Below are 17,706 nucleotides of genomic sequence, written 5' to 3' on the forward strand. Positions count from 1 at the left end.
CGATGCCCGCCAACCCTTCCACGAACGGCGACCGACGGATACGACATCCTCGAGCGAGAAAGTCGAAGCCCTTTTGCCCGTTCGACGAGCCCGTCGACGGGTGTCGGCTCAGAGGGGCGTCGCGTGGATCCCGTCGATCTGCACGGGTCTCCCCGTCGAGATCACCTTGATGACGAGCGTCCCGCTCCGGGCCGCCGGGAGCACGCCGAGCGGGATGTTGCGGTAGTCGTTGCCGTTGACGGAGGCGCTGCGCAGGGTGACCCGCTTGAGCAGCCGGCCCCCGAACCGCACCTCGACCCGGCCGCCCCTCGGCATCGCGTCGGCGAGCAGCGCGAACCGACGGGCGCGGACGGCGGGCATGCGGAGGGTCGCGCCCCGCTTCCTCGTCACCAGCGCGGTGTGCTGCCAGTAGTGGTTCGTCCGTACGTGCCAGCCACGGCTGCGCCGCATCTGCCGGTCGTCGATCGGCACCGAGTAGCAGCTCTCGTCGGTCGACAGCGGCCCGACGTTGCCGCCGCCGTCGACGGCTCGGACGCGGGCGCAGTAGGTGCGGCCCGGCCGCTCGGTCGGGTTGTCGATCACGCTGTTGCCGTCGGTGTGCACGCCGTCGGTGCCGATCGGCGACCAGCCGGTCCACGGGCCGCCGTTCCAGCCCACCGACCTCGCGAGGTACTCGAACCCGGCGACGCCGACGCCGCCGATGTCGTCGGTCGCCGTCGCCCCGATCCCCGTCTGGTACGTCGGCAGGAGCGGTGTGCCGCCCAGCATCCGCGCCGTCGGTCCGTGGACGTCGAGCCGACGTGAGACGACCGCCCCGCTGCCGCATCCGCCGACGACCTCGATGCTGCCGCGCGGTGCCGCGGCGACGGCGTCCGGGAAGAAGCAGCCGTCGCCGGCATACTCCTCGCGCCACCGACCGTCGGCGTCACGCAGGGAGGTCCAGAAGCCCTGCTCCGCCGTGGAGCTGCCCGACTGGTGCCAGCTGGCGAGCCACCGGCCGTCCGACAGGGGCTGGATGCGGAGCCCGGAGACGTCGGTCGAGGTCAGTCGGGCGCTGTGGGCGCGTCGCGGCGCGCTCCACCGGCCCGCGTCGTACTCGGCCGTGAAGACGGTGCCGCCTTCGTGCCACGCGGCGACGATCTCGCCGGTCGCGGACATCTCGACGACGGTGGTGTCGTTGCCCGGGAGCTCGAACGGGACGTCATCGGTGCCCTCCGGTCCCACGGTGACCAGCGTGCCGGCGACGCCGTCGCCGGACGCCGCCTTGCCGCCCGCCACGATGCGCCCGGTCGGGTCGACACCGACGCGTGGCCACGTGGAGCCCTCGACCACTGCCGAGGTGCCGATGTCCTGCCATCCGTCCGCGCCGAGGCGGGCGACGCGGACCGTGCCGCCCGACGAGTAGCCGTCCCGCCACGACACCACGAGGCCACGGCCGGCGTCGGACCCGCCGACCACGGCGACGTCGCTGCTCAGGCGCGAGAGCTCCAGCGTGGGCAGCGACGTCCACGTGCCGGTGCCGGGGTCGAGGCGTCGTACGTCGACCGAGGAGGAGCCTCTCCAGACGAGGATCGTCTCCCCGCCGGCCGCCTCGGCGAACTGCGGCCGGTGGCCGCTGCCCAGGTCGACCGGCGATCCCCAGGCCCCCGTCCGGGTGCGACGAGCCGCCCGGATGTCGGTGCCGTCGGTCGTGTCGGCCCAGGCGATCGACGTGGTGCCGGAGCCGTCGACGGCGAGGTCGAAGTCGACCGAGAAGCCGGAGAACGTCGTCACCCCCTCGGCAGCCGCCCAGGCGCCGCCGGAGGACCGCCGGGCGGTCCACAGCGACACGGAGTCAGCCGACTCCTTCGCCTCCCAGGCCGCTGTCGCCTGGCCGTCCCGGTCCACGACGACGCGCACGCGGTTCCCGGCGACCTGCGGCAGAGTGCCGCTCCACACACGCTGGTAGGCGGGCCATCGCGAGGTCTCGGCAAACGCGGATCCCGCGGGCGCCACGACCGCAACGAGGACCGCGACGAGGAGCGTAACCAGGACCGCGACCGGGACCGGGACGGCGCCAGGGCCGGGGACAGGGAGGACGGGCGCGGTCGCGGACGGCGCCCCGGGACGAGCCGACACGTGTTCTCCCAGCCTCGACGCGGTGTCTGTGGACGCCGAACGCTACCGCGGGCCACACACCGAGAGCCCCGGCCTTCCGGCCGAGGCTCTCGGTGTGTGGGTGAACGTCAGGCGGACGCCGGGAACGGAACGCCCGTCTTCGCGTGGCAGCGGTAGCCGTGGGGCACCCGGTCGAGGTACTGCTGGTGGGCCGGCTCCGCGTAGTAGTAGATCGGCGCCTCGCGCACCTCGGTGGTGATCGGGTCGAAGCCGCGACGCGCCAGCTCGTCGCCGTACACCTTGGTCAGCTCGCGCGCGGTCTGCTCCTGCTCGGGGGAGGTGAAGTAGATCGCCGAGCGGTACTGCGTCCCGACGTCGTTGCCCTGCCGCATGCCCTGCGTCGGGTCGTGCACCTCGAAGAACGTCCTGACGAGGTCGGCGAACGAGATCACCGAGGGGTCGAACACGATCCGGATCGCCTCGGTGTGGTTGGTACGGCCCGTGCAGACCTCCTCGTACGTCGGGTTGGGCGACGTGCCGCCCTGGTAGCCGACGGAGGTCGAGTAGACGCCGGGCTTCTGCCAGTAGATCTCCTCCGCGCCCCAGAAGCAGCCGAGGCCGAAGTAGGCGACCTCGTACGACTCGGGCGTGGTGCCGTCGCCGGGCGTCGCGTCCAGCGGTGTGCCGAGCACGCGGTGCTGGGCGGGCAGGTCCCACTGAGGGGCCTCGTGGCCGGGGAGCGTCTGCTCGGGGGAGAAGAGTGCGGTCGGACGACCGAACATGGTGGTCCTCCTTCAAGGGTCTGATGGTGGCATCCATCCAACACCGCGACCCGTGCAGAAGTTCCCACCCTCTAGGCTCGATCCCGTGACCCAGGAGCACCGGAACAAGTCAGGCTTCGAGACGCGTGCGATCCACGCCGGATACGAGCCGGATCCCACGACCGGAGCGGTGAACCCGCCCATCGTCGCGTCGAGCACCTACAAGCAGGACGGTGTCGGCGGCCTGCGCGGCGGCTACGAGTACAGCCGCTCCGCCAACCCGACCCGCACCGCGCTCGAGGGCGCCATCGCGGCGGTCGAGGAGGGGGAGCGCGGGTTCGCGTTCGCCAGCGGGCTGGCGGCCGAGGACACCCTCCTGCGGTCGCTGATGACGCCCGGTGACCACCTCGTCTTCCCCGACGACGCCTACGGCGGCACGTTCCGCCTGGTCGACAAGGTCGCGCGGCCCTGGGGCCTCGACTACACCCCGGCCGCGATCCACGACGTCTCGGCGGTCGCCGAGGCCATCCGGCCGGGCCACACCAAGCTCGTGTGGGTCGAGACGCCGACCAACCCGCTGCTCAACATCGCCGACATCGCGGCGCTCGCCAACCTGGCCCACGCGGCCGGCGCGCTGCTGGTCGTGGACAACACGTTCGCGTCGCCCTACCTCCAGCAGCCGCTGTCCCTCGGCGCCGACGTCGTCGTCCACTCGACCACCAAGTACGTCGGCGGCCACTCCGACGTCGTCGGGGGCGCGCTCGTCGTGCGCGACCTCGAGCTGGCGTCGAAGATCGGGTTCCACCAGAACGCCATCGGTGGGGTCGCCGGCCCGTTCGACGCCTTCCTCACCCACCGCGGCCTCAAGACGCTCGCGGTCCGGATGGACCGACACTGCGACAACGCCCAGCGGGTCGTCGAGTTCCTGTCCCACGACTCCCGCGTCGCCGAGGTCATCTACCCGGGTCTCGAGAGCCACCCGGGCCACGCGGTCGCCTCCCGCCAGATGAAGCGGTACGGCGGCATGGTGTCGTTCCGCGTCGCCGGCGGCGAGAGCCAGGCGCTGGCGGTGTGCGAGCGCGCCGAGGTCTTCACGCTCGGCGAGTCGCTGGGCGGTGTCGAGTCGCTCATCGAGCACCCGGGCCGGATGACGCACGCCAGCGTCGCCGGCACCGACCTCGAGGTACCGGCCGACCTGGTCCGGCTGAGCGTCGGCATCGAGACCGCCGACGACCTCGTGGCCGACCTCGATCGAGCCCTGGGGTGACCCTCGCCGCCACGCTGACGCTCGACCCCGCCTTCGTCGTCGGCCCGGTCCGTCGGCGTACCTTCGGCTCTTTCGTCGAGCACCTCGGTCGATGTGTCTACACGGGCATCCACGACCCCGACCACCCCACGGCGGACGGCGACGGCTTCCGTGAGGACGTCGTCGACCTGACCCGCGAGCTGGGCGTCAGCACGGTGCGCTACCCGGGCGGGAACTTCGTCAGCGGCTACCGCTGGGAGGACGGTGTGGGACCGCGCGAGCAGCGGCCGCGGCGCCTCGACCTGGCCTGGCACTCCACCGAGCCGAACTGGGTCGGCGTCGACGAGTTCGTGCGCTGGTGCCGCAAGACCGGAGTCGAGCCGATGATGGCGGTCAACCTCGGGACGCGCGGCGTCCAGGAGGCGCTCGACCTGCTGGAGTACTGCAACGGAACGGCGGACACGGCGCTCGTCGACCTGCGCCGGTCCCACGGATCCGAGCAGCCGCACGACATCAGGATCTGGTGCCTCGGCAACGAGATGGACGGGCCCTGGCAGCTGGGTCACAAGACGGCGGCGGAGTACGGACGACTCGTTGCCGAGACGGCCCGCGCGATGCGCATGATGGACCCGAACCTCGAGCTGGTCGCCTGTGGCTCGTCGTCCTCCGACATGCCCACCTTCGGCGAGTGGGAGCGGGTGGTCCTCACCGAGGCCTACGAGCACGTGGACTACGTCTCCGCGCACGCCTACTACTGCGAGCAGGACGGCGACCTGGGCTCGTTCCTCGCCTCGGCCGTCGACATGGACCGCTTCATCCAGGCGGTGACGGCGACGGCCGACGCGGTCCGGGCCGTCGGTCGGCACCGGAAGCGGATCCATCTCTCCTTCGACGAGTGGAACGTCTGGTATATGCATCGCGCCACGTCGAAGCCGCCGTCCGGGGACGACTGGCCGGTGGCGCCGGTGCTCCTCGAGGACCGCTACAACGTCGCCGACGCGGTCGTCGTCGGCAACCTGCTCATCGCCCTGCTCCGGCACACCGATCGGGTGCATGCCGCCTCGCTCGCGCAGCTGGTCAACGTCATCGCGCCGATCATGACGGAGCCGGGCGGACGCAGCTGGCGGCAGACGACCTTCCACCCCTTCGCACTCACCTCGCGGTACGCCGTCGGCGACGTGCTCCGGACTGCGGTCCAGACGCCCACCTACGAGACCTCCAGGTACGGCGAGGTGGCGCTGCTGGACGCGGCCGCGACCCACGACGCCGCGACCGGTGACGTCACCGTCCTGGCGGTCAACCGCTCGCAGGACGACGAGCTCGGGCTGACCGTCGACCTCCAGCGGTTCGACGACCTCGAGGTCGTGGAGGCGCTGACCCTCGCGCACGCGGACCACAGCTGGTCGGCGACTGCCGACGACGCCACGTCGGTCCTGCCGCGTCCCAACGAGTCGGCGCGGATGTCCGCCGCAGGCGTCCGGATCGAGCTGCCGCCGGTGTCGTGGTCGGTGCTCCGACTGTGTCGCGTCACACCGGCCTAGGCTCCTCCCCATGACCGAGGAGAACCCGACCGATCCGGCGCCGGGACCGCAGCCACCGCCGCCGGACGACCCGAGCTTCGCCGCCCGGCTGTTCCACCAGTGGAGCCAGCTGCGCGAGGAGCGTCAGGCCCAGCTCGCCGTCCCGGTCACGACGGTCGCGCCGCTCGGCCGGCCGGAGGTGCCGCGCGGGGTCGAGCTGGCCGCCCAGTGGGCCTGGCGGTTCCTGGTCATCGCAGCCGCCGGGTACGTGCTGGTCCGCGCGCTGGGCTTCCTCGAGGTCGTGGTGATCCCGATCGTCGTCGCGATGCTCATCGCCGCGCTCGTCGTACCCGTGGTGGGGGCGCTGCAGCGCGTCGGCCTGCCGCGGGGTGCCGCCGCGCTCCTCGTCGTCATCGGCGGCCTCCTGTTCGTGGGGGCGCTGCTGACCTTCGCCGGGCAGCAGGTCGCCAACGGTGCGAACGACCTCGCCGACCAGACGGTCAAGGGCCTCGGTGAGATCAAGGACTGGCTCAAGACCGGCCCGCTGCACGCCAGCGACAGCCAGATCAACGACTACATCGACCGCATCCAGAAGGCGATCACCGACCGCACCACCAACGGCGGCAACGTCGTGGGCCGGGTCGGGGAGGTCGGCAGCGCGCTGTCGCACGTCTTCGCCGGCATCTTCATCACCCTGTTCGCCACCTACTTCTTCCTCGCCGACGGCGACCGGATCTGGGCGTGGCTGGTCCGCCTCTCGCCGCGGGCGGCCCGCGGCCAGGTCGACGGCTCCGGCCGGGTCGCGTGGATCTCGCTGACCCAGTTCGTGCGGGCGACGGTCATCGTCGCGGCCGTCGATGCGATCGGCACCATGATCGTCGCCGCCATCCTCGGCGTGCCGTTCGTCGCCGCCATCGGCGTGCTCGTCTTCCTCGGCGCGTTCGTGCCACTCGTCGGCGCGACCGTCGCCGGCAGCGTCGCTGTCCTGGTGGCGCTGGTCGACCAGGGCCCCCTCACCGCGCTGCTGATGCTGGGCGGCGTCATCCTCGTCCAGCAGGTGGAGGCACACGGTCTCCAGCCGTTCCTGCTCGGCCGCTGGGTCTCCGTGCACCCGCTCGCCGTCATCGTCGCCATCGCGACGGGCGTGCTGGTGGCGGGCATCGCCGGCGCGCTGGTCGCGGTGCCGCTGGCGGCCGCGCTCAACGCCGTCGTCCAGCACCTCGCCGCCGGGACCGAGGTCGGTGCCGACGCCGAGGAGGAGCTGGCCGAGGATTACACCGAAGACGTCGATCCCGAGGATGCGGAGGTGACCGGTGACCGACCCGGTGACTGACCCTGGCCTGATCACGCTCGCCGACATCGAGGCCGCGCGCGGCCTGCTGGGTGACGCGATCATCGAGACGCCCGTCCAGGGCGCCCGCTGGCTGGAGGCTCTGACCGGTGCCCCGGTGCGGTTCAAGTGCGAGAACCTGCAGCGCACCGGGTCCTTCAAGTCCCGGGGCGCCTACGTCCGGATCGCCCGGCTCAGTCCCGAGGAGCGCGCCCGCGGCGTGGTCGCGGCCAGCGCCGGCAACCACGCGCAGGGCGTCGCGCTGGCCGCTCAGCGGCTCGGGATCCCCGCCACCGTCTTCATGCCGGAGGGCGCTCCGATCCCCAAGGAGAAGGCCACCCGCAACTACGGCGCCACCGTCGTGTTCGAGGGTCGCTACCTCGAGGACAGCCTCGTCGCGGCCAGGCGGTACGCCGAGGAGACCGGCGCCGTGCTGATCCACCCGTTCGACCACGTCGACATCGTGGCGGGGCAGGGGAGCGTCGGCCTGGAGATCCTCGAGCAGGTGCCCGACGTACGCACCGTCGTCGTGCCGACCGGTGGCGGCGGCCTGCTCTCCGGCATCGCGCTCGCCATCAAGGCGAAGGACCCGTCCGTCCGCGTCGTCGGCGTCCAGGCCGAGGGCGCTGCGGCGTTCCCCGGGTCGCTGGCGGAGGGCCGCCCGGTCGCGCTGGAGGCGATGACCACGATGGCCGACGGCATCGCGGTCGGGCTCCCGGGCGACATCACGTTCGCCGCCGTACGCGACCACGTCGACGAGATCCGCACCGTCTCGGAGGAGTCGCTCTCGCGCGCGCTGCTCGGTGTCCTGGAGCGGGCCAAGCTCGTCGTCGAGCCCGCCGGCGCCGCGGGTGTGGCCGCCGTGCTGGACGACCCGGCCGCGTTCCGCGGGCCGACGGTCATCGTGCTCTCCGGCGGCAACATCGACCCGCTGCTCCTCAACAAGGTGATCAGGCACGGCCTGGCGTCCGCGGGCCGCTACCTCACGCTGCGCGTGGTGATCCCCGACCTGCCCGGCGAGCTCGCGCACCTGCTCGCCGAGGTCGCCGGTGCCGGCGCCAACGTCCTCGAGGTCGTCCACGCCCGCAACAGCCCGATCCTGAGCCTGACCCAGGTCGAGGTGCTGCTGCAGCTGGAGACCCGCGGCGAGCCGCACGCGGTCGACCTCATGGAGCGGCTGCGCTCGCGCGGTTACCGCGTCGAGACCACCTGATCGGGCTTTCCCCAGGCGCCTCGGATCTACCTGCGTCGCGGCCGAGTACTTGTTACACTGGACGATCTGACAGTCCGCTGGGCCGTCGAGAAAGGATGCGCCCGCCGACTGTTGTTGTCACTCATGGCGATCGTGTTTTTCCCGATCGGCCCAGTTTCCTTCGTTTCACTCAGGAGTGCCCCGTCATGACGCAGCAGACCGAGACCTCGGCCACCGTGTGGCTGGCGAAGTCCGCCTACGACCAGCTGGCCGCCCAGCTGGAGGACATGAAGGGTCCCCAGCGCCAGGCGATCGTCGCCGAGATCAGCGCCGCGCGCGATGAGGGCGACCTGAAGGAGAACGGCGGCTACCACGCCGCTCGCGAGGCGCAGGGCCGTCTCGAGGGCGAGATCCAGGCGCTCGAGGCGCTGCTGCGCACCGCCGACACCACCGAGGCCGCCGACGACGGCACCGTCGCCGCCGGCAAGGTCGTCACCTACAAGTACGACGGCGACGCCGACGACGAGGCCGAGACCTTCCTGCTCGCCTCCATCGAGATGAAGCCGTTCTACGACGGCGACGTCTTCAGCCCGCAGGCCCCGATCGGCCAGGCGCTCCTCGGCCACAAGGCCGGGGAGACCGTCGAGTTCACCGGCCCGACCGGCAAGGCCATCAAGGTCCAGGTCCTCAGCGCCGAGCGCTTCGACGGCTGACGCCCCGCGACTCCCGCGCGACGCCCGCTGACGTCCCCGACACCCCGGGGCGTCAGCGGGCGTCGTTCTGTCCGGCGGTCGTGCAGCCGATCTTCTCCACCGAGGTGGCCAGTCGCTCGGTCCTGATCGTGACGTCGTTGCGGCCGTTCGTCGGCGTGAACGCCGCGTCGCCGACGGGCGTGTGGTCCTCGGCGTAGGCCCGCAGCAGGCACTGCGGGTCCTTCGACCCGGACCGCAGGTCGACCTGCAAGGTGGCGTTCACCGAGTGCTGGTCCACGACCTTCCAGGTCGTGAGGCTGGAGGTGACCTCCGGCGTCGAGTGGACCCAGACCGCCCAGGCCAGCCAGCCGGCGAGCAGGAACGAGAGCAGCACCCCGAGGACCAGGAAGACCTTGGGCCACACGGAGGGGTTCGAGGCGTAGCGCTGCGCGATGCGCGGATCCTGCTGAGTCACCGCCCTACTGTCCCACCTAGGATCAGGGCATGCCCCAGCACCCCCGAGCCGCCGACTGGGCCGGTCTGCGCCTGATGCACGTCCACGCGCACCCTGACGACGAGTCGAGCAAGGGCGCGGCGAGCACGGCCATGTACTCCGCCAACGGCGTCGACGTCCACGTCGTGACCTGCACCGGTGGCGAGCGCGGCTCGATCCTCAACCCCAAGATGGACCGGCCGGGGATCCTCGAGAACATCCACGAGATCCGGCGGCAGGAGATGGAGCGCGCGCGCGACATCCTGGGCATCACCCAGGACTGGCTCGGCTTCGTCGACTCCGGCTGGCCCGAGGGCGACCCGCTGCCCCCGCTCCCCGAGGGCTGCTTCGCGCTCGTCCCGGTCGAGGAGGCGGCGGTGCCGCTGGTGCGGCTCATCCGCTCGATCCGGCCGCACGTCCTGACGACGTACGACGAGCGCGGCGGCTATCCCCACCCCGACCACGTGATGTGCCACCAGGTCAGCGTCTACGCGTTCGACAAGGCGGCCGACCCCACGTGGCACCCGGAGCTGGGGGAGGCGTGGCAGGTCCTCAAGCTCTACTACCACCACGGCTTCAACCGCCCGAAGACCCTGGCCCTGCACGAGGCGATGCTGGCCCACGGGCTGGAGTCGCCGTACGCCGAGCGGCTCGAGAGCTGGAAGCCCGAGCCGGAGTGGGACGAGCGGATCACCACGAAGGTGCCATGCTCGGACTACTTCGGGGTCCGCGACCAGGCGCTGCTCGCGCACGCCACCCAGATCGACCCCGACAGCTCGTGGTTCGCGATCCCGCACGAGATCCAGGCGACGGTCTGGCCGACCGAGGACTTCGAGCTCGTCACGAGCCACGTCGAGACCACCGTGCCGGAGGACGACCTGTTCGCCGGCATCAGCACAGAGGAACACGCATGAACACCCTGATCGCCACCCTGGCCACCACCTGGGCCACCGACGGCCCGAAGCCGGAGGACGTCAAGGCCGGCTGGACCGCCTTCGCGGTCTTCATCCTGCTGCTCGTCGCCGTCGCGCTCCTCGGTTGGAGCCTGTCGCGTCAGCTCAAGAAGGCCCAGCGCAACAAGGACGCCGGCATCCTGCCCTCCTCCAAGGACCGGCAGAAGGAGCGCCACGCGCCCCACGCCTGACGGCTCAGGCCCGACGGATCACCCTGACGAGGCAGTCCCAGGCGATCCGGTCGTCCCCTGCGTGCTCGTGACCGGGCTCGGCCACCGGCCGCGCGACCCGGCCCGCCTTGACGACGTCGTACGACGCCCCCGCGGCGTCGAGGTCGGCGAGGATGTCCTCGGCCGTCATCAGGACTGCCGGGTCCTGCGGGCCGCCGGTGCCCTCGGTCAGGTTCGTGCTGTCGTGGCCGACCAGCAGGAACGTCCCGCCCACCCGCAGCGACCGGAACGCGTTGTCGGTGGTGACGCGTCGGGCGGCCGGCTCGACGTGCAGGTAGGCCTCGACGACCAGGTCCACCGGCTCCGCGGCGGTCCAGGCCGTCGCGTCGGCGCACACCCACGTGACCGGCAGGTCGCCCGCCACGGTGCGGCCCTTGTCGAGCGCGACCTGCGAGAAGTCGACGGCCGTGACCTCCCAGCCCAGCCGGGCCAGGTGGAGGGCGTTGCGGCCCTCCCCGGCGCCGAGGTCGACGGCGCGGCCGGGCGGCAGGTCGGCGACCTCCTCGGCCACGAAGCGGTTCGGCTGCGCCGACCAGACCAGCTCCGTGCCGGCGTACCGCTGGTCCCACTCGCTCGCGTCCACGCCATCACGCTACCGGCGACCCGCCTGGTCGGGGGCGACCAGCGGCGTGCCACAATGGGCGACGCATGGAGGGGAGTATTCCTTCGCGGCGGTGTCGTCAGTACGGCTCGTTCCTCGGAACGGACCCGGTGCCGTCGATCCACGGTTCTCGTGGGTGGAAGAGACCTCCGGAGTTCCGTCACGCACTCCGGAGGAGATATCTCGCATGAACGCATTCGGTGACTCGGTCGCCTCCCCGACCGTCTGGGCGGTCACGACCGTCGTCCTCGTCGCTGTCCTCGCCCTCGACATCTTCGTGATCGCCCGCCGGCCGCACGAGCCGACGATGGCCGAGGTCGGCCGTCACCTGGCCGTCTTCATCGGCCTGGCGGTCCTGTTCGGGATCGGCCTGGCGATCTTCGCGGAACCGCACGCGCTCTCGCACAACCCGTCGGCGGAGTTCTTCGCGGGGTGGCTGACCGAGTACTCGCTCTCGGTCGACAACCTGTTCATCTTCATCATCATCATGGCGAACTTCAAGGTGCCTCGCGAGTACCAGCAGACCGCCCTGATGGTCGGCATCGTCCTCGCGCTCATCATGCGCGGGGCCTTCATCTTCCTCGGCGCCGCGGCGATCAACCAGTTCAGCTGGGTCTTCTACCTGTTCGGCCTCTTCCTGGTCTACACGGCCGTCAAGCTGGCCCGCGAGGGCGGCGAGGACGAGGACGAGTACGAGGAGAACCGGCTCGTCCGCTTCGCCGAGAAGAACCTGCCCGCGACCTCGGACTGGCACGGCACGCACCTGCTCGCCAAGGTGGGCGGGAAGCGGCTGATGACGCCGATGTTCTTCGTCGTCCTCACGCTGGGCACGACTGACCTGCTGTTCGCGCTCGACTCGATCCCGGCGATCTACGGGCTGACCCGCGATCCCTACATCGTCTTCACCGCGAACCTGTTCGCGCTGATGGGCCTGCGCCAGCTCTACTTCCTCATCGGCGGCCTGCTCGAGCGGCTCATCTACCTGTCCTACGGGCTCGCGTTCCTGCTCGGCTTCATCGGCGTGAAGCTCATCCTGCACGCCCTGCACGAGAACGAGCTGCCGTTCATCAACGGCGGCCACCACGTCGAGTGGGCGCCCGACATCCCGATCTGGCTGTCGCTGGCCGTCATCCTCGGCACCCTCGCCATCACCACCGTCGCCAGCCTCATCGGCTCCCGGCGGATGAGCGAGGCCGAGCGCGACGCCGTCACCGGCCCGCGCCGGGACTGGGAGCACGACTGAGCGATCTGGGTACCGGACGCGCATGTCTGCCGTACTCGTCGCCGCGATCGTGGTCATCATCCCGATGGTCGTCATCGTCGCCGCCGTCTCGGCCCTCAGGCGTCGTGACGCCGCGGTGAAGGCGGAGGCGTTCTCCCCGACGACCGACACGCTGTGCTACCACGTGCCGGAGGGGCAGGACCCGGCCGCCGTGATCGCCGCCCTCGAGACCGAGGGATACGCCGCCACGCTCTCACCCGCCCCCGCCATCCACGACGTGCTGATCCCGTGCCGCAGCGGAGCCGACCGCGAGCGCGCGCACGTCCGCTCCGTCATCTCCCACGCGGCGCTCAACATGGAGGGCACCCCCGGCGATCGTCCGGTGGTGTTCGCCGACGAGCCGGGCGGCGCCGGGGCCTGAGCTGCTCGTTGGGGCGGTGAGTGATCAACCGATCGGCGCTGAGCAACGGTTGGTCACTCACCGCTGGGGGTGCAGCTGGGGTTGGGGCGGTGAGTGTTCAACCGATCCGCGCTGAGCAACGGTTGGTCAGTCACCGCTGGGGGTGCCGCTGCGGTTGGGGCGGTGAGTGTTCAACCGATCGGCGCTGAGCAACGGTTGGTCACTCACCGCTGGAGGTGGCGCTGCGGTTGGGGCGGTGAGTGATCAACCGATCGGCGCTGAGCAACGGTTGGTCACTCACCGCTGGAGGTGCAGCTGGGGTTGGGGCGGTGAGGGTTCAACCGATCGGCGCTGAGCAACGGTTGGTCACTCACCGCCCACGACCGAGACCATCCCTCAGCCCGACAGCGGCCTGACCCACGTCGACACACCCTCGTCGAGCGCGAGCTCGGCGTCGGCCTCCTCTGCGGCCTCGGGGTCGTGGGTGGCGAGCACGACGACGGCGCCGCGCTGGGCCTCGCCGCGCAGGGCGGCGATCATCCGCTCGCGGTTGCCGGCGTCGAGGTCGCTGGTCGACTCGTCGGCGAGGATGACTGCCGGCTGCTGGGCGAACGCCCGCGCCAGGGCGACCCGCTGCTGCTGGCCGCCGGAGAGCTCGTCGACGAGATGCCGTCCCGACTCGGCGAGGCCGACCAGTGCGAGGGCGTCGGCCGTACGGCGTCGGGCCTCCGCCGGGGGGACGCGGCGGGTCAGGAGCGGGACGAGCACGTTCTCGTCGGCCGACAGCGAGCCGGCCAGCCCGTTGCCCTGGGGGATGAGGGAGATGCCCAGCGCGGCGGCGTGGTCGCGGCCGTCCACCGGTGTCGCGCCCAGCGTCACGGTGCCGGTCGCCGGGGCGAGCGCCGCGGCCAGCGCCCACAGGAGCGAGGACTTGCCGGCGCCGGAGGGTCCGGTCACGGCGAGGAAGGAGCCGGGGGACAGCCGCAGGTCGAGCGGTCGTACGGCGACGAGGCCGTCGTAGGACACGGAGAGGCTGTCGGCGACCAGGTCAGTCATGGGTCTCCTCCGGGACGATCTCGTAGCGACCGTCAGTCTGGTGGAACCGGACCAGCGTCCCCGGCGGCAGGTCGTCACGGACGTGGGCGGGCAGGGGGAGGAAGCCGTCGGCGGTGACGACGGCGTACTCCTCGCCGCTGCGGCCCTCGCCGCCGACCCGGCCGTCGCGGATGGTGATGGTGCGGGGGAGGAACGCGGCGACGTGCGGGTCGTGGGTGACCAGGACGACCGTGGTGCCGTAGGACTCGTTGACCGAGGCGAGCTGGTCGAGGACGCGGTCGCGAGCCCCGTGGTCGAGCTGGCTGGTGGGCTCGTCGGCCAAGAGGAGGCCCGGACGCGGCGCGAGGGCGACGGCCAGCGCGGCGAGCTGGAGCTCGCCGGGGGTCAGGGCGCTCAACGGCGCGTCGGCGTCCTTCGTCAGCCCGACGTCGGCGAGTACCTCGAGGGGCTCGGGCAGGTCCTTGCCCGTCGTCCTGGCCGCGCGCTGCGCGAAGCGCACGTTGTCGGCGGGGCTTGCGTAGGGCAGCAGGTTGCGGGCCGCGCCCTGGAGGGTCAGCGACACCTCGGTCGCGCGCAGCCGGTCGATCTCTCGGGTCGTGGCAGCCGACAGCTCGGTGTCGCCGACGTGGATCTTGCCTGCGGAGGGTCGGAAGACACCCGCGAGCAGGTTCATCAGCGTCGACTTGCCGGCGCCGGACGGACCGAGCAGGCCCATCAGCTCGCCCGGGGCGACGTGCAGGTCCACGCCCGAGAGCGCGGCGACGTCATGGCCCTCGGCGCGGTAGATGTGCACCAGGCCGTGGGTGCTCACGCGCAGCCCGGTCATGCGCCCTCCTTGAGTCGGTCGAGGTCGGCCCGGCGGAACACCGCCCGGCCCGCCACGGCGCCGATGGCGCCGAGCAGCACGAGACACACCACCGTCGCCGCGCCGACCGCGAGCCACGGTGTGGCGAGGTCGAGCGTGTCGACCTCGGGTGTCTCGGCGAACAGGGGGATCGCCGACATCGAGACCGCCGATCCGACGAGGCCCGAGACCGCTCCGGCGAGTACGGCGACCGCGATGGTCGGCAGCTGAGCGGCGACGGCGAGCCGGCCGACGGTGCGCCGGGGAACGCCGCCGACCCAGAGCGAGGCGAGGTCGCGGGCGCGGACGCGCCAGCCACTGACCGCGGCGACCGCGAGCATCAGCACGGCGACGCCGAGCGCGGCGAGGCCGGTGAGGACGCCGAGCTGGACGCTCCAGGTCGGGATCGACTGGTCGTAGCCGCGGCGTACGTCGGCGAGCGTGCGGGTGCTGGTGACGGCGACGTCGTGGTCGGCGAGGGCGTGCTCGACCCGCTCGACGAAGGCGTGGTCGGAGCTCCCCAGCCACACCGACACGCGGGCGTCGCTGCTCGGGCGCGCCGCGCGCTGGAGCACGTCGAGGTCGGTCAGCACGGCGCGGACGGGCGCGCCGGGGAGCCGGTCGGCCCTGCCGACGACCGTCGCGGGGCGCGACTTCCCGTCGATCCCGGAGATGGAGAGGGTCTTGTCGGTGACGGAGGTGCCCTTCGTGGCGACGGCGGCGGCGGTCGTCCCGAACCAGGCCTGGGTCACCGCCACCGCGTCGGGGCCCTGCGTCCTGATCGTGAGGGTGAGCGGGTCGCCGCCGCTGGGCACGACGGCGCCGCCGTCAGGGTCGTCGTAGCCCGCCCAGGTCTGGGATGCGCCCAGGCTGACCGGCTTGCCGTCGACGGCGACGCGATCGAGGGTCACCTCGCCGACCAGGGAGGCGCCGACCGTGGTCGTCAGCGTGAGCGCCTCCAGGTGGCACGTCTTGTCGCACGGGATCGCCGTGGCGAGGCGCGCGGTCCCCGACGCGGGGAGCGGGCCGAGGTCGCGGTGGAAGGCGAGCCGGTTGGTGACGAGGTCGACCCCGAGGACGGCTTCCACGGGGTTCGCCCGCAGGTCGACCGCCGAGACACCGCCGCTGACGGTGACGCTGAGGTGGCGGCCGGTGACGTCGACCGGGTCGACCCCGCTCGGTGAGATCGCCTTCGCCCACCCGGCCGGCAGCACGCCGGGCGGGATGAGGGCGGCCTTCGCGAACCCCTCGGGCCGTACGGCGAGCGTGGTGACCGCCCCCGCGCCCGGCGGCTGGATCGTCACCACCGGGGTCACCCGCGGGTCGCCGACCTCCTGGAGGGCCTCGTCGATGGCGCCGACGTCGGTGGTGGAGACGTCGAGCACGGCCGGCGCCCCGGCCTCCTGGCGCGCGGCCGCGTCCCGGTTGCGGTCGGCCACCAGCACCGCGTCGACGGAGAACACCGTGAGCGCCGTCGCGACGGTGAGCACAGTGACAGTGCTGCGCAGGCTCTGGCTACGCGCGGCGTCGAGCAGCCCCAGGGCGCCGCCGGTCGCCCGGCGGCGGAGCAGGGCGCGCCCGCCGGCGGCCGCGAGCGGCGTCAGCAGGTAGGCGAGGACCAGGCCGACCAGGAGCGCGAAGAGCGCGGGTGCTGCGTAGGCGAACGGGCCGCTGAGGCTCCCGGTCACGAAGGCAGCGGCGGTGACGCCGCAGCCGGTCAGGAGCACGGCGTCGAGGACGCGCAGCCGCCAGCCACGCCGGACGGTGGAGCTCCGGCGGACCAGTGCGTCGACCGGCGTACGCGCCACACGGACGGCAGCCACGAGGGTCGTCGCGACCAGCACGAGCAGGACACCGACCAGGGCGAGCCAGACGGGAGGACGCACCTCGAGACCGGCGTCGCCGGGGAGCGCACGAGCCGCCAGCCAGGCGCCGACGAGCGCGGCGAGCGCACCCGGCACTGCTCCGAGCAGTACGGCGGGCAGCAGCTCGGTCGTGAGCAGCCGGCGTGCCCCACGCACCCCCTGGCCACGCAGGCGGGCGACGGCGACCTCGGTCCGGCGCAGGTCGGTGATCGTCAGCAGCACCAGCCACAGCACGACGAGGCACAGGACGCCGAGGGGGAGCAGGATCAGCGGGACGAGCACCCGCGAGTCGTCGACCTGGGAGGCGACCGAGGTGGCGATCGCGGGCAGCCCGGTGTGGACCTCCGGGAGCGCGGTGGTCTCGCGGAGCACCGGCGCACCGCTGAGCCCGGCGAGGGTCGTCAGCTTGCGGAGCTGGTCGATGCCGACGCGGCCCTTCGCGAGCCTGAACAGGACCGACGAGCGCAGGTCGGGCAGCGGCGACGTCGTGGTGTCGGTGAAGGTGGCGTCCGTCGACAGCCACATCTCGTGCCGCACGAGCGACGGGACGGTCTCGGTGGAGCTGCCGGCCCAGCCGGTCAGCGGCTCGTGGAACCAGTCATCGCCGGCGATCGGCGCGTAGGTCCCGACGATGGCGAGCTCGCGCTGCGGGAGGGGCTGGCCGTCGGGGACGTGCTCGGCGGGCTGCTCCGCGACCGTGACGCTCTTCCCGGGGTTCAGCCCGAGGACCTTCTGGTCCTGCGTGGACACGAGGATCTCGCCGGCCTTCGCGGGACAGCGTCCGGAGACGATCCGGACGTGGTCGCAGGCGGCGGTGCGGGAGGTGACCTGGCCGGCGAGCGTGCCGCCGACGCGCGGGTCCTCGTCGGCGGTCGCGGTCCAGCCGAGCGTCGGCGCCCGGAAGTCGTGCCTGATGTCCGTGGGGACGGCCGCGACCAGGTCGTCGGGAGCGGGGATGTGGGCCGGGACGTAGCCGTCCCCGGAGAGGGCCTGCACCTGCATCCGGAGCGCCGTGTCGAGCACGGGCGCCTGGTCGAGCTTCACGTCGACGAGCGCCTGCTGCATGGCGCGGTCGTAGAGCGGCGCGAACACGGCGCACGCCGTCACGAGTGCGGCGAGGACCGCGAGTGCAGCGGCCTGGCCCTTGCGATACCCGAGCGCGCGCCACACGCCGGAGACTCTCCCACGTCGGCGGGTGTTCGTG

Annotated in this window: 16 protein-coding genes; 9 read left to right on the top strand and 7 right to left on the bottom strand. The window is 72.2% G+C overall.

Features of this window, described 5'->3' with window-relative positions; all coding sequences use genetic code 11:
• Positions 1 to 108: 108 nt before the first annotated feature.
• Together QDS12_RS12130 and msrA are read right to left on the bottom strand one after the other, a co-directional pair.
• The gene (locus QDS12_RS12130) at positions 109 to 1,899 is read right to left on the bottom strand and encodes a hypothetical protein (RefSeq protein WP_279879270.1); all 1,791 of its coding nucleotides are present in this window, start codon (positions 1,897 to 1,899) and stop codon (positions 109 to 111) included.
• 326 nt (positions 1,900 to 2,225) lie between these two features.
• Positions 2,226 to 2,879: a peptide-methionine (S)-S-oxide reductase MsrA gene (gene msrA, locus QDS12_RS12135; protein WP_279879271.1), complete on the bottom strand. Its 654-nt coding sequence runs from the start codon at positions 2,877 to 2,879 to the stop codon at positions 2,226 to 2,228.
• A gap of 85 nt (positions 2,880 to 2,964) precedes the next feature.
• Between msrA and QDS12_RS12140 the strand changes: the two genes are divergently transcribed.
• The 5 genes from QDS12_RS12140 to greA all read left to right on the top strand — a co-directional run bounded on the left by QDS12_RS12140 (position 2,965) and on the right by greA (position 8,859).
• Positions 2,965 to 4,125 carry a cystathionine gamma-synthase gene (locus QDS12_RS12140; protein ID WP_279879272.1) on the top strand — a complete coding sequence of 387 codons (1,161 nt, stop codon included), beginning with the start codon at positions 2,965 to 2,967 and terminating at the stop codon, positions 4,123 to 4,125.
• Positions 4,122 to 5,645, top strand: coding sequence for an alpha-N-arabinofuranosidase (locus QDS12_RS12145; protein ID WP_279879273.1), 1,524 nt, complete (start codon positions 4,122 to 4,124; stop codon positions 5,643 to 5,645). The genes QDS12_RS12140 and QDS12_RS12145 overlap by 4 nt, the downstream gene beginning before the upstream one ends.
• Before the next feature lie 10 nt (positions 5,646 to 5,655).
• A complete protein-coding gene (locus QDS12_RS12150) occupies positions 5,656 to 6,957 on the top strand; it encodes an AI-2E family transporter (protein WP_279879274.1) in 1,302 nt (433 codons plus the stop codon).
• Positions 6,938 to 8,167, top strand: coding sequence for a threonine ammonia-lyase (gene ilvA, locus QDS12_RS12155; protein WP_279879275.1), 1,230 nt, complete (start codon positions 6,938 to 6,940; stop codon positions 8,165 to 8,167). The genes QDS12_RS12150 and ilvA overlap by 20 nt, the downstream gene beginning before the upstream one ends.
• Before the next feature lie 185 nt (positions 8,168 to 8,352).
• Positions 8,353 to 8,859 carry a transcription elongation factor GreA gene (gene greA / locus QDS12_RS12160; protein ID WP_279879276.1) on the top strand — a complete coding sequence of 169 codons (507 nt, stop codon included), beginning with the start codon at positions 8,353 to 8,355 and terminating at the stop codon, positions 8,857 to 8,859.
• Positions 8,860 to 8,911: 52 nt separating this feature from the next.
• On the opposite strand, the gene QDS12_RS12165 is transcribed toward greA, so the two are convergent.
• On the bottom strand, positions 8,912 to 9,313 hold the full coding sequence (locus QDS12_RS12165; RefSeq protein WP_279879277.1) for a DUF4307 domain-containing protein: 402 nt from the start codon (positions 9,311 to 9,313) through the stop codon (positions 8,912 to 8,914).
• Between the two features lie 29 nt (positions 9,314 to 9,342).
• Between QDS12_RS12165 and mca the strand changes: the two genes are divergently transcribed.
• Both mca and QDS12_RS12175 read left to right on the top strand, forming a co-directional pair.
• Positions 9,343 to 10,245 carry a mycothiol conjugate amidase Mca gene (mca, locus tag QDS12_RS12170; RefSeq protein ID WP_279879278.1) on the top strand — a complete coding sequence of 301 codons (903 nt, stop codon included), beginning with the start codon at positions 9,343 to 9,345 and terminating at the stop codon, positions 10,243 to 10,245.
• The gene (locus tag QDS12_RS12175) at positions 10,242 to 10,475 is read left to right on the top strand and encodes a hypothetical protein (RefSeq protein ID WP_279879279.1); all 234 of its coding nucleotides are present in this window, start codon (positions 10,242 to 10,244) and stop codon (positions 10,473 to 10,475) included. The genes mca and QDS12_RS12175 overlap by 4 nt, the downstream gene beginning before the upstream one ends.
• Before the next feature lie 4 nt (positions 10,476 to 10,479).
• Here the strand turns inward: QDS12_RS12175 and QDS12_RS12180 are convergent, their stop codons facing one another.
• Positions 10,480 to 11,097 carry a class I SAM-dependent methyltransferase gene (locus QDS12_RS12180; protein ID WP_279879281.1) on the bottom strand — a complete coding sequence of 206 codons (618 nt, stop codon included), beginning with the start codon at positions 11,095 to 11,097 and terminating at the stop codon, positions 10,480 to 10,482.
• A 205-nt stretch (positions 11,098 to 11,302) separates the two neighbouring features.
• Between QDS12_RS12180 and QDS12_RS12185 the strand changes: the two genes are divergently transcribed.
• Together QDS12_RS12185 and QDS12_RS12190 are read left to right on the top strand one after the other, a co-directional pair.
• The gene (locus QDS12_RS12185; RefSeq protein WP_279879282.1) at positions 11,303 to 12,358 is read left to right on the top strand and encodes a TerC/Alx family metal homeostasis membrane protein; all 1,056 of its coding nucleotides are present in this window, start codon (positions 11,303 to 11,305) and stop codon (positions 12,356 to 12,358) included.
• Between the two features lie 22 nt (positions 12,359 to 12,380).
• Entirely contained in the window at positions 12,381 to 12,758 is a 378-nt protein-coding gene (locus tag QDS12_RS12190) for a hypothetical protein (protein ID WP_279879283.1), read from the top strand.
• A 375-nt stretch (positions 12,759 to 13,133) separates the two neighbouring features.
• Here the strand turns inward: QDS12_RS12190 and QDS12_RS12195 are convergent, their stop codons facing one another.
• Genes QDS12_RS12195 through QDS12_RS12205 form a run of 3 tightly spaced genes read right to left on the bottom strand, consistent with a single transcriptional unit; the run spans position 13,134 to position 17,672 of the window.
• Positions 13,134 to 13,793, bottom strand: coding sequence for an ATP-binding cassette domain-containing protein (locus tag QDS12_RS12195; protein ID WP_279879284.1), 660 nt, complete (start codon positions 13,791 to 13,793; stop codon positions 13,134 to 13,136).
• A complete protein-coding gene (locus tag QDS12_RS12200) occupies positions 13,786 to 14,619 on the bottom strand; it encodes an ATP-binding cassette domain-containing protein (protein ID WP_279879285.1) in 834 nt (277 codons plus the stop codon). Before QDS12_RS12200 ends, QDS12_RS12195 begins: the two co-directional genes overlap by 8 nt.
• Positions 14,616 to 17,672 carry an FtsX-like permease family protein gene (locus QDS12_RS12205; protein WP_279879286.1) on the bottom strand — a complete coding sequence of 1,019 codons (3,057 nt, stop codon included), beginning with the start codon at positions 17,670 to 17,672 and terminating at the stop codon, positions 14,616 to 14,618. Before QDS12_RS12205 ends, QDS12_RS12200 begins: the two co-directional genes overlap by 4 nt.
• Positions 17,673 to 17,706 lie beyond the last annotated feature (34 nt).

The sequence above is a fragment of the Nocardioides sp. CER19 genome, from assembly GCF_029846275.1.
In the GTDB taxonomy this organism is placed as follows: domain Bacteria; phylum Actinomycetota; class Actinomycetes; order Propionibacteriales; family Nocardioidaceae; genus Nocardioides.